The sequence below is a fragment of the Shewanella fidelis ATCC BAA-318 genome (assembly GCF_000518605.1).
Lineage (GTDB): Bacteria > Pseudomonadota > Gammaproteobacteria > Enterobacterales > Shewanellaceae > Shewanella > Shewanella fidelis.
Map to the genome: position 1 here is coordinate 508,953 of NZ_KI912458.1, position 15,663 is coordinate 524,615.

A 15,663-nucleotide genomic window follows, 5' to 3' on the forward strand; every position below is an offset into this window, starting at 1 on the left:
GATGAAAAAACTCTTTTTGGGCGTAGCAATCACCTCAGCACTGGGGCTTACAGCCTGTAGTGAAGACAGTTATAACGAGTTAGTAGACAAAACCGAGCCGCTGGTGCCACAGTCCGTTTTTGTCTTTGATCCTGCAAATGCTGAACTGCCTTTACCAAATGACTTATTGTTTAATGGTACAACTGACGGCACATTGGCTATTCCGGGAGAAGAGTCTGGTGATTATGTTGATCCGCAAATTGCTTTAGGTGCATTAGATGGTTGGTCACTGACATCACCAATTACCATTGATGTTGTACCTGCAACCGATAATGATGGCACTGTGTTAACGATTGACGCCGCGTCAGTTGCACAACCGGGTGCGGTACGTGTATTTGAGGCAACAGTAGGTGGAGCGCTTTCATCTGATCCTGAGTGTAGCGATGCGCCTTCAGTGTCGGCATGTAAAGTCGGTGCTGAACTGCAATTTGGTGTCGACTATATCTCGCAAGCGTCAGGCAACAAAGTGGCGATTATTCCACTCAAGCCGCTTAAAGCCGGTCAGTCTTATATCTACGCGACCACGACACTTATTCAAGATTCTGCTGGCCGCTCAATTGCGCCATCAGCGACTTACACTTTATTAAAGCTTGATATTGAAACTAAGCCATTAGAAACACCTGATCAGTTATTTTTACAAACGCTAGTAAACAGCTATGAAAAAGGCATGGCTGCAGCTGGTGGCCCAAGCGTAGAAGAGGTGACTTATTCAGGCTTATTTACCACTCAGTCTGTAGCAGATGTGTATGAAACCACTAAATTATTGATGGTTGACCCAACAGACGGTAACCCTTACGCACCTAAGCTAACAGCAATGCCTACACCACTCGGTGTGACAGTTGCACAAGCAGCAGGCCTAACGCCAGCAGACGGCTTAGCTTATGTGGTATCTGATTTAGCTGATGTATATGCAGCTGAGATTCAAATTCCAATTTATGGCGATTGTTCATCTACAGCTTGTTTGGACGCTAATCTAAACCCATTGATTAATGGCCACTGGAAAGCACAAGGCGATAGCCCGGTTTCGGTATTACTCGCGCTAGAGTCAGGTACATTAAGCCAAGCTAATTACGCAGGCCAAGCAATGGCTTATGGTATTGATCCTGCTGCAGGCATTGCTAATCCTGCATTACTTGCTGGTAAGGCATGGTTACTTGATGACGGTACCCCAGCAGATACCACTAAACACTTAACTAAATTTAACCCAATTCCAGCCATCAAAGGCTATGAGAAGGTAGCGATTCAAATTACCTTACCAAACGCGGTTAAGTTAGCTGGTTTTTATCAACAGCAAGGTCTGCCATTTACGCCACCAACTAATGGTTGGCCAACAACAGTCGCTATGCATGGCTTAGGCGGCGGTAAAGAGATGGCGCTAGCATATGCTGGTACTTATGCCGCTTCTGGTATTGCGACGATTGCGATTGATATGCCATTGCACGGCGCGCGTTCATTTGATGCTGACGGCGATGGTATCTACGAAGTGTCAGCAACAGACCCAAGTTATGGGGCAGTTGTTGGTACGCCAGATGCGTTTAAAAACGGTAACCCGCTAGCCTTTGTTAATATTGGTAGCACGTTAACCGTACGTGATAATTTCCGCCAAGCAACGGTAGATCATCTTGCTCTACGTGCAGCGCTAACGGGTCTATACATGGGGATTGCCCAAGCAGGTGGTCAGCAAATTTTCGATATTAGCCAAATTAGTGCACAAGGCTTAAGTTTAGGCGGTATTGTTGGTTCAACATTCGCTAACTACGCTGCAACAGGACTACGCGACCCAGCGAGTGGCACTGAGCTGCCAAATGCTTATGGCTTGAATGCGGCGTCACTGGTTGCTCCTGCAGGCGGCTTAGCTGGTGCCTTTGCAGGCTCGCCAACATTTGGTCCAGTATTGTTTGATACGATTGTTGCTACAGAGGACTTCCAAGCCTTGGTTGATGAAGCCAACGTAAATGGTGCTGAGCCTGGTAGTGATGAGTACAATGCTATTGTGGCTGCAGTATATGCTGAGTTTATCCCAACCTTTGCATTTGCAGTACAAACAGCATTTGATAGTGCCGATCCAATTAACCACGCTGTATCGCTTGCTAGCACTCAACTACCAGTTCACTTAATTGAAGTTGTAGGTGATGCTACCAACAAGCCTGACCAAGTATTACCAAATACAGTAGAAGGCTTCCCGTTATCAGGTACAGAGCCGTTGATTGCCAACCTTGGCCTTAAGTGTGTTTCAGCTACAGAAGCTGGCTCAGGGGCTGTGCGCTTTAGTAAAGGTCACCACAGCTCAATTGTTAGCCCAGATGAAATTGATGGGGTAACAGACGGTAAAGCGGCACAAGCTACAGTTGAAATGCAGCAACAGGTTGCCGCATTTGCGCTAACAGCTGGTAAAGGCTCTGCAACTATCTTAGTGCAAGATAGCTCAGTGTTACAAAGCTGCCCATAGGCAAAACACGTCTATTTTCGATAGTTTTTGTACAAAAAAAGACCCAGCGAAAGCTGGGTTTTTTATTGGCGTGTTTTATTGCCAAATAGGCTGCTAGAATAGGCGCCAATTGAAGAGATTATCAGTTTAAGCTGGAGAGTATTTTGGAATTTCTGTACGAGTACGGTTTGTTTTTAGCGAAGGCGGTGACAATCGTTGTAGCGATCCTAGCAGTAGTGATTGTGGTACTGGCTTCAACAATCAAGCATAAAACCGAAAAAGGTGAGCTTAAGCTGACCAACCTAAGTGATAAGCTAACATCACTAAAGCATGATTTAAAAGAAGAGCTAATGTCGAAAAAAGCTTTTAAAGCTTATGAAAAGCAATTAAAAGCTGACGAAAAAGCGAAAGAGAAAGAGCAAAAAGACAAGGTTGAAGAAACAGAGCCTAAAGTCTTTGTTGTCGATTTTAAAGGCAGCATCGACGCAGGTGAGGTGGCATCACTACGTGAAGAGATCAGCGCAATTTTAGCTATAGCTGAAAAGGGCGACGAAGTGATTGTTAATGTTGAAAGTGGCGGCGGTATGGTTCATGGCTATGGTCTTGCATCAAGCCAGCTAGACCGTTTAAGACAAGCTGAGATCCCATTGAGCATTTGTGTCGACAAAGTTGCTGCCAGTGGCGGTTACATGATGGCATGTGTGGCAAACAAGATTTACTCAGCACCTTTCGCCATCGTTGGTTCTATTGGCGTAGTGGCACAGGTGCCAAACTTTAATCGTCTGCTTAAAAAGCACGATATTGATTACGAACAGCACACTGCAGGTGATTTTAAGCGCACCCTAACTATTTTTGGTGAGAACACCGACGAAGGCCGTGAAAAGTTCCAGCAAGAGCTTGAAGAAACTCACGTGCTATTTAAGGCGTTTATCGCAAAGTATCGCCCAGAGCTAGATCTTGAAAAGGTGGCAACAGGTGAGCATTGGTATGGTCAGCAAGCAATTGAGCTTGGTTTAGTTGATGAAATCGCAACCAGCGATGATGTGATTATGAAACTTGCCAGCGAACGCACTGTGATTAAAGTTAGCTACCAGCTTAAAAAGAAGCTATCAGATAAAATTGCCCACGGTGCATCTTTATCGTTTAACGCGATATTTGATAAGTTTGCCGAGAAAAACCAGCCACTTAAATAATTAAGACAGGGTTTTAGCAAACGAGTTTGACAACATTTGTGTTAAAAATATAAAACCTGCTTAGTGCAGGTTTTTTTATGGGTAACGAGATTAGAAAAAGTATGCGGAGCAATTACTACTGGTTACTATTTCCTTTCATAGGTCCAGAGTGAGGCAACAAATTACCGCCTGACTCAGAGTCTTTGAGTAACCGTTTTCTCAGCTCTCTAAGTTCGTAAAAAAAGTCTTTCTCATCATTGGTAAGCTTACTCTTACTATAATCAAGAAAGTATTTTCCGTGTTTGATGTCATACTTAGTCACTGCAGAGTGTTCTGAGTTAGCAATAAACAGTTTGTATTCCTTAAACTCTGCATCAAAACACTCATCTTTTTTGGCATATGGGCAATTTTTATTGTATGAAAACTTAGCTGTTATTATGCTATCCATTTGACTATCAGAACAGTTTTCACAATATTCGATAAATGCTTCAGCAGCATAAGTAGAACTTGAACCAACAAAAGCAGGAAGCGCTAATAGTGCCAATAAAGGTACTTTTTTAAACATATTATACGTCCAATGTAATTGTTTAATTTTAAGATGATTAATCACTAGCTAATCAAGATTAATCAATAACATAACAAGGTTACTTTTCACTTATCAATAGCTAGCCTTGATTGCTGTGAATTAAGCAGATAATCAATCATCTAATGATAAGAAAATCTGGCTCGAATAACTGTTTTATGGGGAGGATTGTTTACTTAGCCAATAAGTCTGAGTAAACGGTATTATTTACATTATTATCGTCCAAAGCTGTTGTTGACGCCTTAGTCTGTTGTTAAATGTTCGTTTTTGAATAAACGGCTGTGCTGCTTAATTCACCTGACGGTAATCTTCGGTCATTACGTAGGACTCCTTCTAGGACATATCCGCAACGCTCTGCTACAGTTCGGCTTTTTAAGTTATGCTCTGCAGCTTTAATTTCAACTCGGTTTGCACCAAGTTCGTTAAATGCATATGTCTCTAATGCGCTAACAGCTTCAGAAACGAAGCCGTTACCTACACTGGAACTACGTAGCCAATAACCAATTTCAAAGTAGGGTACAGTTTTATCGCGGATGATTAGCCCTATTGCGCCAAGTAAGCGTCCAGTACTTTTTTCTATGATTGAATAGCGTAACTCACCTTCAAACTTCTCATAGTTCTCGATAGCTTGCTGTGTATTTTCGATTGATTCAGTTTCTGTTAATGCAAACGGAACCCAAGGAAGATAGACACTTAGTTCATCTTGGCTTTCCTGAATAGCTTCAAGCATTAAAGGCTGATAGTCCATTGAAGGAGGTAGCAGTTTAAGTCTAGCTGTTTCCATATACTTACATCCAATAAAGCCTTATTACGCTGGGTTAAGTGGTGAGCAATACAATCAAATTTGCTTAAATCACTGTGACATAGGCTATTAGCTTAAGATAAGCTAAATTCCAAGCCTTGAGAATCCATCTTAAACGCATTATGGTTTGAATTCTCTGTTGAAACGTCTAACTTTTGTACGCATGTTCTTCATCGGTGATGATGTATTAAACTGAATCATACGCCCCAAAGTCCATTGCTCATACCACGCGACGCCATATAACTCATGGTCACTTAAGCTTGAAATAAGTAAAAGTATCTCGTTAACCGTAGTCTCAAATTCAATAAGCAAATCATCGTATTGCCACTCACGGTATTCTTCGTGGAAGCTTTCAGCGAGTAAGCCCAATTGGTTCCATTTATAACCCGTTTCCGGAAAATCTACTCGTTGATTTTGGGATTTTAGCCGATGCCATTTTAGTACTAGCTTGCCCCAACCAATTAGATAAGCCAGCGTATCACTCACGCTAATGAGTGTACCTTTGATGTTTCCCTCCACGCCTGATATACGAACGTTACTTTCTGGAGTCGAACGATAGTCAGCCATAAGTTTCGCAAATATCGAGTTTATAGCTAGCTCCAGTTCATCCTTATTTTTGGGTATAGAAGACATATTGACCTCCATTAACATAACGCCTTAATAACAGGGGAAGTATTAATTGGCTAAAATTATGCTGCGAACTGCAAAGCAGCCAACTGTTACATGTGCTTGTTGATTTTCTTGTTTGTTGGCTTTTACGCCAGTTTTTTAGTTATACCTTGTTAAAGTTTTCTCCGAAAAGCGATAAGCCTTTAACTTCACCATCTTTTAATTTATATGTTAATACTTTGCCTCCTTCATTCATTTCAGAGAACTCGATCCGCATTGTATCCAACTTAGTATAAGCTGTTGCTATTGTACTAATTTCACCTAATCTTACTTCAAAAGCACCAGACTTAAGCAGCTTAATATTTAATTGCCCCCAAAGAGGATGATGAAATACTCCAACATATTTTTGTTTATCGAGGCTAAGTTGCATAACTCTAGATGATGCTTTTTTTGCCTTTATATCATTCCATTTTTTAATGTTTGCTTTTTCTTCAGAAACTATTTTTCGCATCGCTAAAATATGCTCTTCTGCCTTTATATTGGCATCACCATTATCAAGTAAAATACTATAAGCTATGTCACTTACAGCATTCGTTAAATATTGACTAATTTGACTTTCATTATTCAATACCACTAAACCAATATTATGCTCAGGAATAAAAGAACTGTGGGTATGAGTACCAGAAACCCCACCAAAATGATGAAGCATTCTACTTCCTTTGTATGGGCCTATTTGCCAGCCCCACGCATAACCAGTGCGTTTAAAATCAAGAAAACTCGCATTGTGTGATACTAATTGTTGGTGAGATTTTTTAATTACTTCAGCAGGGAACACTTGTTTGCCATTTACTTTTCCCTGATTGAGTTGCGCGATTAAAAATAGTCCGAGATCAGCCGCCGTTGCAATTGTTCCCCCAGCTGCATGCATAGTTATATCGCTTTTTTCAAATGGTAAAATTGTTGTAGGATCGTTACCTGTTAATCCATAAGGACGAGCTACCTCAATACTTTTTTTAGCGGCATCACTCATGTAGGAACTAGTATTATTCATGCCAAGTGGTTGATAAATTGTCTCTGATAATATCTTTTGCCAGCCTTGCGAGTAAAAGTCATCAACCCAAATACTGGCAATATTAAAGCCAAGATTAGTATATTCGAATTTCCCCAAAGGGTTTCTTTGATTTTTAACCGATGCACTTAAAAGCCTGTGACGCTGTTTAAGATTATGGTTGCCCGTGAAAGCTAAAGTATTTAAAAGTGCATCATTCTCTATGCCTGAAGAGCATGACATTAAGTGCTTTAATTGAATTTTGTCGGCATCAAATTTCAGAAAGTCTTGCTTAGGGAACATTTCAGCCATTGAAGTGCTGTCTTTAATATCTCCATTGTGTTCCAACAGTAAAGTAGACAAAGCGAACATAGGTTTTGTAATTGAGGCAATATAGAATGCTGTTTCAGCTGTTACTTGCTTGTTTTCTTTGATGTTAGCGTAACCAAAATACCCTTCATAAACAATTTTCCCTTCTTTAACAACAGCAATAGCGGTGCCAGAAGGCAAGCCTACTTCCTTTTTCGCTGCGTTTACATATTTATCTATGGCAGAGAAATCATCCATCGCATAAGAGCTACTTGCCCAGATAGACAACGATACTAGAAGGGGGAAAACTTTCATTATTTAAGTCCTTTTAAAAATTAATCTTGCTATTTAGGCTTTGCCGATTGAAGACATCGGTAAGCTAACCAACGCCCATATAAAGGCGAGCGTTAGCGAGTCCAGCCCATGTTTTTTGCGGGCGATAAGCAATTCAGAATAAGAATACGAATACGAACAAAAGTTTGGTTTATAGTCCATTATGATGAGTTCTCCCTGAATAGATAACGCTCACGCCTACCCGTGCTTGTTAACTGAGTGACGTATCATTCATATCGGTTTATTACGAAACCATCTTTTTCATACGTATCTGTATGGCAAAAGCCGAGCTTTAATAGCAGCCTATTTGAAGCTAGGTTTTCTTCTACGACTTCACCTATAATTTTTTTGAGGCCCAGAACTTCACGAGCGTAAGTAAGAACTGCGCCCACAGCTTCAGTCCCAAGACCCTGTCCCCAGTACTTGGGTAACATACGGTAACCTATGTCAGGGCAACCAAGTTCTGGCTCATATTTAACACCACAGAAACCTATTACCTTTTTGTCATCCTTGTGGACAAGGGCGTAGCGGGCATAACCATACCTTTTGTATTCTGCCAGCCATACGTTTTTGATTATATTTTCAGCATCTGTTTTACTTTTTATGACACCGGCGTCTCCAGTGAACTGCATAACAGCTGAGCAAGTAGAGAACTCATAAACAGCATCAACGTCCTCCAATGTGAATTGTCGCATCTGAAGGCGATTTGTTTCGATAAGAATTGTGATATTGATACCTTTAGTTCTGTTAACGCCCCTTTAACGGGCAAATACAGGTTGGCTATAACCCGAAGGAAAGGAGCCACCTGTATTTATCCTGTTGAAGCGCTTATTATGTTGCTAGTTTGAAGATACGTACATAGCCCAAGAACCAAGAACAAAAATGCTGCTTAATATGGTTAAGACAGAGCTGATTTTTGCTAAGATTGACCATAATTTTTTGCCTTGATAACGACTAGCAGATTTCCAGACAGCAATACTGATTAATATAAAATATAAAGACTTTAAACTATCGCCAACAATTAGTGATTCTAGTGTGGTTAATTTTGAGACAATTAACCCGATTATTGAACCAACTATAATAAAACCAGCCCAAAAAACATCAACTAACCGCAAACCACCAGAGAATAGTTCTTTGAAAAAATTTTGTTTTTCTTCTATTGCTACGTCATTCATCCTGAACATTCCCTTTGCAATATAACGGTATAGTAGGCTGAATTCCGAATAAGAGCAGCCAACCTGGTTAACTTTATGTTAACAAGGTAACTTTGAATGTATTTTTAATCAATAGCTTAATGTAAACATTGCTACGAGATCACTGACTTAGCTATTAGTGAAAGTCAGAATTAACTTATTTGTGACGGGATTTGATTTAACTATCGAGTTAAATTTTTATTAAACAATAGGTTAGCTATTGCCAGCTCTTGATGGCCTTGTTTCTTATACATCAAAATATAAGGCAATGCATACATTTTTAACATTAGCGTTTCTATATAGTAAAAGACATGTCTGCAGCTGAACACTTGTTGTAGTGAAACAGAGAAAGGGCATTACCAAGTTAGAACCAAAAACGATTAGCTTCAATGAGTACACCTATTATCCGATGTAGATACGGCTGAAGCGGTCGAAAATAAGGTGGGAGATAACGAAATTATCAAGCTCTCGAACGAGAGGCAGGATGCCGAACTGGCTCTTTAGCAAGGATGCAAAGGTAAATGCAACCAACCTTCATTCCAAGGTCATAGTAATTTTTAAGCTTAAATTAATAAAAGGCTATTAATTCTTATTTAGATCCGCTAAAAATATTATTACCGTTCATCAGTAATTGAGAGTAATGCATCAGATCTGCAGCTATCAAGCCAATATGCGAGTAGGGGATCAGTCCTATCCAGCGTATGAACTAAAAAACATCATCAATTATTTGCTGAACCATTTTGCTGAGCAGCATGTTGAGCAACTATTGCAAGATATTGGTTTAGATATAACCGCGCTCAACTCAAGCGAGTTTGTTTATGTGTGGCAAGTTGATTACGCCATGATGTTTATGCGTAGGTTAAGTCAAGATCCTGAGGTCGCTGCTAAAGCGGCCAGTTGCTATAAAGTGGCAGACTTAGATGTGTTGCAGCCTTATTTGGCTAAGTTTAACACCTTAGGTGATTGTCTCGCTTTTGCCATTGCCCACCCCGAGCTGGTTGGTAGCTTTTCAGATACTTTAATTAGAAATGATTCTGGACATTTGCATGTGCGCTGGCTCAACACTAACAAGGTTGAGCTTGAGCGTTATAGTTGCCAATTTCAGCACAGTATTTGTTCGTTATTGGCTTTTGCTAAAGAGTTAACCTCAAAAACAATTCAGCTGAGTCATATTGCGTTAGCTGAACCTTGCAGAGACGCGAGTTTCTTAGCCATTAAAACCGGGGCGCAAGTTGAGTTTGATAGTGAATTTTTTGAGTGGTCGATTGCTCATGACTACCTTGAGCTGCCACTCACTTACCCATTTGAGCGGCAAAAAAGCCAAAGTATTTGCGATATTGAATCATCATATATATCAGAGTTACTCACTATTTTGCGTCAACACGCGCCAGAGTTACCCTGTATGGATGCGATGGCGGAGTTGCAAAATATCAGCGCAAGAACCCTAAGACGTAGGCTGGCAGCAGCCAACACTAGTTATCAAAAGCTGGTAGATCAAGTGCGTTGCCAAATGGCGATAGATTTGATTTTAACCAGTGACTATTCGATTGAAGCGATCTCTGATTTGATGGGCTTTGGCGAAGTGAGCCACTTTCGCCAAAGCTTTAAACATTGGATTGGTCATCCTCCCGGCCATTTTCATCGCTTAAATCGGCCATTAGTGGCTGAGTCATCGTCTTAGCTTTGCTGCCGCTATAAGTGCGGGTTAAGATCTTAAGCCGACTAAATCCATAATGGGGTTGATCATTGCTGGCAATTTGCCAGCTCCGCAGGCATTTCATCAATCCACTGTTTGATAAGTGCAACGGCATCAGTATGGGCAATAGCGCGGCCAACAGGTGGCATTCTGTCTTTAGGCTCATTAAGTTCTTGCCTGTAAACCAATATTGAGTGCTCTCCGTCACCGGGAATAATATCGTAAGATAAACCACGTGCGCCGCCATCCCAACCTGGTGGTTGCTTACAAATGCCGTATTCAAAGCTGGTGTGATCAACATAAAAACCTAGCCTTAATCCTGAAATGCTGGCAAAGCCTTGGGGATTATGGCAATGAGCGCAGTTAACATCTAAATAGCCTTTTGCTCTGGCGGTAAGCGCAGCAGAGTCGTCGAAAATATCGTAGGTTTTACCCACTTGATTAAGCTGTGGTAAACCTTGCAGCAATCCTTGCTGTTGCCATAGTTGTAACTGGTTGACTTGATTACCTTGATAGCTAACGTCTCTATTGAGCAAATGTGCTTTTAAGCCAATAGGCTCAATTTGACTGCTATCGCTGTTGGTTTGATGGCACAGTTTACACTCAGCACGACTAGGCACCTGATAGGCAAAGCGCTGACTTTGTCCTTTATGGTTGAGGGTGTGAGCAATCTCTTTGCCAGCGACTTGTAGTGTGGCTTCACCGTCTTGCCATAGGTAAGGCAGAGTCGTCCAACCTGTTTGTCTGTGGATTAATAGCCGTGTTTCAATCAGAACTTGGTTATTGGCATCGTTAATTTGGGTGTCGAAGGGTAAAGCAAAGGTTTTAACTAACACTGTACCTACAGGCATTTCAAAGGTTGAGCGCGATACATATTTAATGCTTTGGCCCTCAGGAACAAAGATAAATCGATATTTGCTAGCGTAGTTAGAAAAAAGCTCGGTTGAAAGTTGATAGCTGAGTCCCGGTGCCACAGCTGAGCTTGTGGGAATACTTGGATCAACAAACAATCCATATTGTGATAATGACGGGCAATCTTCACTCATTAGCGCCTGCCAGTTGACTTCGGTTGTGGTGGCTTCACAACTTGATGAAGGATCAGGCGTTGGTGTCGGAGTTGGCGTAGTCTCTGGCGGAGTGGTTTCGGCCACTGTCCCCTCATCGGAGCCGCCACAGCCAGCGGTTAAGCATAGTAAGATCAGTATGATAAATGGAATCGGCATAGGCATAAATAATTCTCCATTTATTGGTTTTATTAGGGTTAAAAAAGGCCGACATATGCCGGCCTTTACTTTGGGTTTGACTCGCTAATTAATCAACAAGCTAACGAGTTAGTTTGAGCAGCTTGCTGCAGGTAGACGCTTAATCCACTCGTTAATGAGCGCGACGCCTTCTGCGTGTGATAGGCTACGGCCAATTTCAGGCATTCTGTCACCAGGATCGTTAGACTCCATTCTAAAGTGCAGAATTGACTCTTCAGGCTTACCTGGCACGATATCAAAACCTAACGCGCCGCCACCATATGCAACAGGAGACTTACAGGTACCGTGAGATAGTCCTGCATCTTCTGCATACGAGCGCCAGTACTCAAGTTTTAAGCCTGTGTTAGATGCGTTGCCCTCTGGGCGATGACAATGAGCGCAGTTGATATCTAAGTATCCCTTTGCTACATCCATTAGCGCTGCATCAGACAGCAGGCTAACCGTGGCCTCGTCACCGTCATTGTAGGCTGGAACAGTATCTATGCCTGCAATATCTGGTACACCTTGCAAGATCCCAGCAGCTTGCCACTTAAGTAGCTGATTCATGCTGCCGTCGCCATAGGCATAGTCTTTATTAAGATTACGTGCTTTAGGGCCAATCGGGACAAACTTAGCAGGACTGTCAGCATCAGGTTTGAACTGGTGACACTGTTTACACTGGTTCATGCTTGGTACGACATAATCGAAGCTCATGTCTGTGCCATTGTGGCTTACACTCTTGGCTTGAATGGCGCCGGCTTTAGCGAGTACTGCATCAGACTTTTCAGCATTCCACACATAAGGCAGTGCTGTCCAACCGGTTTCGCGGTGAATAAGCAAACGTGTTTCAATCAGATCTTCATTCGCCAGACCACGTTTGCTGGTGTCCATTGGCAGTGCGAACGATTTAACAATGACAGTACCCACAGGGAAGTCCATTGACTCAGTGGCAGAGTAATCCGCTTTGCTGCCTTCTGGTACAAATACATAACGGTATTTACTAGAATAGTCTGTAAATAGCGGTGTATTTAAGTCATAAGGCAGACCACCTGAGTTAGGGGCGTTAGTTGGATTTTTCATATCTGCAAATAAGTTGTAGTCAGATAGGTTAGGGCAGTTGGCTTTGAGCAGTGCGTCCCATGATGCATTTGAGCCTTCTGCAACACATAGGCTTAGATCGCCATCGCCGACTAAACCGCCTTCACCTTCGCCAATACTACCACCGCCGCCAACGAGATTACCGCCGTCACAGCCCGCGGTATCGTCATCAACGCCACAACCAAAGATTTGCTCGCCAAAGGTGACGGTATGCACAGGTAAACTAACCTGCTGACAATCCATGATGTCAGCTTGTGGCGCTTCAAACAAAAACTCTGGGCTGTTGGTGTCAGTGTTGTCATTTGCATATAAGCGGCCAAACGACACATCGCCGTTATTTGACGCACACACATTGTCACTGCCGTCAGTGGCAAATGGAAGTTCCTGTAAACCTAAATAGGCAGCGGTGCCATTATTCGATAGTAGCTCACCTAAGCCATCGTACAGTACGCCGGGAAATTTACCGTGGGTAAAGAGATAGCCTTTGATGATGTCATCAATCAAGTAGCCATTAGGCTTTTGGCCATAGCCTTCAATTTTATTATCGTGTAGATAAATATTACGCGGTGTTGGACGCCAGCCATCTTCAATCGGTTGCCCAGGTTGACCGTAGTTGGCAACAAATGCTGACATATCGGGTTCGGCGATAAAGAAACTTGAAATTGTTACTGCCATGGTGTCGTGATTGGTGATCTCATTGTTGAAGATCTCCACGTCGTCTGTTGACAGAATAATCATACCTGTGCCCGGTGGTACAATGTGTACACCAGCAGGGTTGGCTGAGGCGTTAGCAAAGTTTTTAGTATTATTATCATAAACTTTGTTATTAAAGATCCGCACACTTGAGCCGTATCTGTGGTTACCAATAGGGAGATCAAATACTAAAATACCACCGGTATTGCCCATGGCTTCGTTATCATACACATCTGCATATTTTGAGTTTTCAATCTCAATACCTGCAACGTTCTCTTTGGCGATATTGCGGCGCACTACAATATATTGAGATTGACCAACATAAATACCTGCATCGGCACTACCACGCACATAGGTATCTTCAATAAGAATATTTTCACACTCAACAGGGTAAAGCCCATACGCGCCGTTACCTTCATCTAGTTCACCTTCCCATACGGTTGCAAGGCGGCGCAAGATAATACCGTTGGTGTTTTTCAGTTTAATACCGTTATTTTTGGCTTCATTAACCGAAAGATCTTGAATAATGATATTGAGTGCGTTTTGGACAAAAATACCATCGCCTGAGTTAGCGTTAGAAAAGTCGAGTACGGTTTCATCCATACCGTAACCCATAATAGTTACGTTTTTAGCGAAGCTACCATCACCATCAACGTCGCCGTCAAATAATAGCGTCGACTCTATTTCGAATGTGCCTTTAGGCAGTACCAGCACATCGCCACTTTGAGCGTTAATAAGGGCTTCTTGGATTCGAGTAGTGAGGTTGTCACCTGTTTCAATCATGATGGCACCTTCGGGGAAGGTTGGACCAGGATCCGGTGTAGGGGTGACAACTTCAGTTGTCTCATCTGTGGTGTCGTTATCGTCTGATGAGCAAGCACTTAGGCTAATTGCTACTGCAGTGGCGATGATTGTGGGCATCAGCCATGATGGTTTGTTGTTGAACATAGCGTCTCCAAAATTATTTTTATTATGCAACTCCTAGATTGCACTGACGTACAAGATAAGCAATGTGAAATGTGGACAACAAATATTTAACAACCTGTTATCTTTGTTTTTATTACCAAGAGATTAAACGCTAGCTAAAAGCTTAATGATTGAAATATAAGTTGAACAAAAGCTAATTTAAACGCTTGTATGGATTCTGGTTAATGCTTAAAAAACTTGAAAATTTTAGCGGCAAGGTTACGGTAAACTAGATTGTCTAAAGCGATGCTAATAAAAATCCCCACTAACAGGAGTGGGGATTTAGCTTTGTTATTAGCGTAAAAGTGTGCGGTTATTTACGCTCTAAATATCGATACCAAAACCGATAATAAATTGGTAATCATCTTGCTTAGGAATAAAGCCGTTAGCATCTGGTTGCGGCTTGTTGATGTGATCCCAAACCATCTAAGTCAAACATACTGGTGAGTTCAATCTCTAGTGTCGCGATAGCGTGATGAGTGTAGCCACCTGACTTTTCGTTACCATATTGCACACGGTACAAAGTGTTAAAGTCGATATCACTAGTGACTTCTGTATCAAATACGGTTTCAACTACTACGGCTGTGCTGCCATCGTCTTCGGCTTCACCGGCTTTTACTTCATCAAAGCGAGTGTAAGTATAAGCAGGACCACCACTCACACTCCATTCAGTTTTTGAGTTATCTATGATGTTGTAACTCAAACCCGAACCGACTGTGGCACGGTATTCAATGTTAGCGAATGGATCTTTGTAAACTTCGGCAAAAATTGGTCGCACATAAAACTGTTTCGAGATAAACCAGTCAAAGTTTGAATTGATACGGTGGTTGTTAATACGACTTTCACCGTCGGTTTTAGAGTAATTACCGATATAGTCAAGGTTGAAGCGTGATTCGGTGGTTCGGCGAGCGGTTTTCGCCAACGCGCTATAGTCGATTTGGTCGGTGTTACCGCTGCGGAAATTAACACCTAAAGTGATTTTGCTTGACCAGTAGTTCGATTCTGATTGATCACCAGCAATAATCGTCATGATATCGGCATTATCAAACTCTTCACCATTAATATATGACTTACCGTTTTCTACTAAAAGGCGGCCAGTCTTAGTGCTAAGGTCGGTAAAGCCGATGCTTACTATACAGCTACTTTGCAGTACTTTTACATCTTCCCAGTCGATAAATACGGTATCAAGCTCATCACTTTCAAACTCTAGTTTGTCGTCATACAGGTTTTTAATTTCACCTTTTAACAGTTCTAGAGATGTCAGTTGTAGCCAGTCATATTTTGCGTCAACAGGTGGATACAGTTGCTCAGGCGTTAAAGTTTGCTCTTGAGCGATAGGCTGTGCCTGAGTGGTCTCTGTCGACAGGGCAGATGTTGAGTAAAGTGCGGCGAGGCAACTCGCGGCAATAAGTGTATAGCGCATTTGGTATTCCATTAAGCTCCCTTGAAAAAT

General features: G+C 42.0%; 12 protein-coding genes. 3 read left to right on the forward strand and 9 right to left on the reverse strand.

The window, feature by feature from the left end; all coding sequences use genetic code 11:
* Position 1: 1 nt before the first annotated feature.
* Together L884_RS0115750 and sohB are read left to right on the forward strand one after the other, a co-directional pair.
* Positions 2-2,488, forward strand: a complete 2,487-nt coding sequence (locus tag L884_RS0115750) for a VolA/Pla-1 family phospholipase (RefSeq protein ID WP_028768396.1) — start codon at positions 2-4, stop codon at positions 2,486-2,488.
* A 143-nt stretch (positions 2,489-2,631) separates the two neighbouring features.
* A complete protein-coding gene (gene sohB, locus L884_RS0115755; RefSeq protein WP_028768397.1) occupies positions 2,632-3,660 on the forward strand; it encodes a protease SohB in 1,029 nt (342 codons plus the stop codon).
* A 115-nt stretch (positions 3,661-3,775) separates the two neighbouring features.
* Here sohB and L884_RS0115760 read toward each other — a convergent pair whose 3' ends face one another.
* The 6 genes from L884_RS0115760 to L884_RS0115785 form a co-directional block, all read right to left on the reverse strand.
* Complete coding sequence (locus L884_RS0115760; protein WP_028768398.1) at positions 3,776-4,204, reverse strand: hypothetical protein; 429 nt, start codon at positions 4,202-4,204, stop codon at positions 3,776-3,778.
* Between the two features lie 271 nt (positions 4,205-4,475).
* On the reverse strand, positions 4,476-5,006 hold the full coding sequence (locus tag L884_RS0115765) for a GNAT family N-acetyltransferase (RefSeq protein WP_028768399.1): 531 nt from the start codon (positions 5,004-5,006) through the stop codon (positions 4,476-4,478).
* A gap of 138 nt (positions 5,007-5,144) precedes the next feature.
* A complete protein-coding gene (locus L884_RS0115770) occupies positions 5,145-5,657 on the reverse strand; it encodes a ClbS/DfsB family four-helix bundle protein (protein ID WP_028768400.1) in 513 nt (170 codons plus the stop codon).
* Between the two features lie 139 nt (positions 5,658-5,796).
* A complete protein-coding gene (locus L884_RS0115775; protein WP_037411019.1) occupies positions 5,797-7,305 on the reverse strand; it encodes a serine hydrolase domain-containing protein in 1,509 nt (502 codons plus the stop codon).
* 245 nt (positions 7,306-7,550) lie between these two features.
* Positions 7,551-8,018 carry a GNAT family N-acetyltransferase gene (locus L884_RS0115780; RefSeq protein WP_051435652.1) on the reverse strand — a complete coding sequence of 156 codons (468 nt, stop codon included), beginning with the start codon at positions 8,016-8,018 and terminating at the stop codon, positions 7,551-7,553.
* A 144-nt stretch (positions 8,019-8,162) separates the two neighbouring features.
* Positions 8,163-8,498, reverse strand: coding sequence for a hypothetical protein (locus L884_RS0115785; protein ID WP_028768403.1), 336 nt, complete (start codon positions 8,496-8,498; stop codon positions 8,163-8,165).
* Positions 8,499-9,156: 658 nt separating this feature from the next.
* Between L884_RS0115785 and L884_RS0115790 the strand changes: the two genes are divergently transcribed.
* Positions 9,157-10,197, forward strand: coding sequence for a helix-turn-helix transcriptional regulator (locus L884_RS0115790; RefSeq protein WP_028768404.1), 1,041 nt, complete (start codon positions 9,157-9,159; stop codon positions 10,195-10,197).
* 62 nt (positions 10,198-10,259) lie between these two features.
* Here the strand turns inward: L884_RS0115790 and L884_RS0115795 are convergent, their stop codons facing one another.
* The 3 genes from L884_RS0115795 to L884_RS22220 form a co-directional block, all read right to left on the reverse strand.
* A complete protein-coding gene (locus L884_RS0115795) occupies positions 10,260-11,441 on the reverse strand; it encodes an SO2930 family diheme c-type cytochrome (RefSeq protein WP_028768405.1) in 1,182 nt (393 codons plus the stop codon).
* A 102-nt stretch (positions 11,442-11,543) separates the two neighbouring features.
* Complete coding sequence (locus L884_RS0115800; RefSeq protein ID WP_028768406.1) at positions 11,544-14,192, reverse strand: parallel beta-helix domain-containing protein; 2,649 nt, start codon at positions 14,190-14,192, stop codon at positions 11,544-11,546.
* A gap of 403 nt (positions 14,193-14,595) precedes the next feature.
* Complete coding sequence (locus L884_RS22220; protein WP_245603145.1) at positions 14,596-15,645, reverse strand: DUF481 domain-containing protein; 1,050 nt, start codon at positions 15,643-15,645, stop codon at positions 14,596-14,598.
* Positions 15,646-15,663 lie beyond the last annotated feature (18 nt).

What these genes read in the sequence shown, in the direction of transcription:
- L884_RS0115750 (WP_028768396.1), top strand. Translation starts at nt 2, where the DNA reads ATGAAAAAACTCTTTTTGGGCGTAGCAATCACCTCAGCACTGGGGCTT.
- L884_RS0115760 (WP_028768398.1), bottom strand. Translation starts at nt 4,204, where the DNA reads ATGTTTAAAAAAGTACCTTTATTGGCACTATTAGCGCTTCCTGCTTTT.
- L884_RS0115765 (WP_028768399.1), bottom strand. Translation starts at nt 5,006, where the DNA reads ATGGAAACAGCTAGACTTAAACTGCTACCTCCTTCAATGGACTATCAG.
- L884_RS0115770 (WP_028768400.1), bottom strand. Translation starts at nt 5,657, where the DNA reads ATGTCTTCTATACCCAAAAATAAGGATGAACTGGAGCTAGCTATAAAC.
- L884_RS0115775 (WP_037411019.1), bottom strand. Translation starts at nt 7,305, where the DNA reads ATGAAAGTTTTCCCCCTTCTAGTATCGTTGTCTATCTGGGCAAGTAGC.
- L884_RS0115780 (WP_051435652.1), bottom strand. Translation starts at nt 8,018, where the DNA reads ATGCGACAATTCACATTGGAGGACGTTGATGCTGTTTATGAGTTCTCT.
- L884_RS0115785 (WP_028768403.1), bottom strand. Translation starts at nt 8,498, where the DNA reads ATGAATGACGTAGCAATAGAAGAAAAACAAAATTTTTTCAAAGAACTA.
- L884_RS0115790 (WP_028768404.1), top strand. Translation starts at nt 9,157, where the DNA reads ATGCATCAGATCTGCAGCTATCAAGCCAATATGCGAGTAGGGGATCAG.
- L884_RS0115795 (WP_028768405.1), bottom strand. Translation starts at nt 11,441, where the DNA reads ATGCCTATGCCGATTCCATTTATCATACTGATCTTACTATGCTTAACC.
- L884_RS0115800 (WP_028768406.1), bottom strand. Translation starts at nt 14,192, where the DNA reads ATGTTCAACAACAAACCATCATGGCTGATGCCCACAATCATCGCCACT.
- L884_RS22220 (WP_245603145.1), bottom strand. Translation starts at nt 15,645, where the DNA reads ATGGAATACCAAATGCGCTATACACTTATTGCCGCGAGTTGCCTCGCC.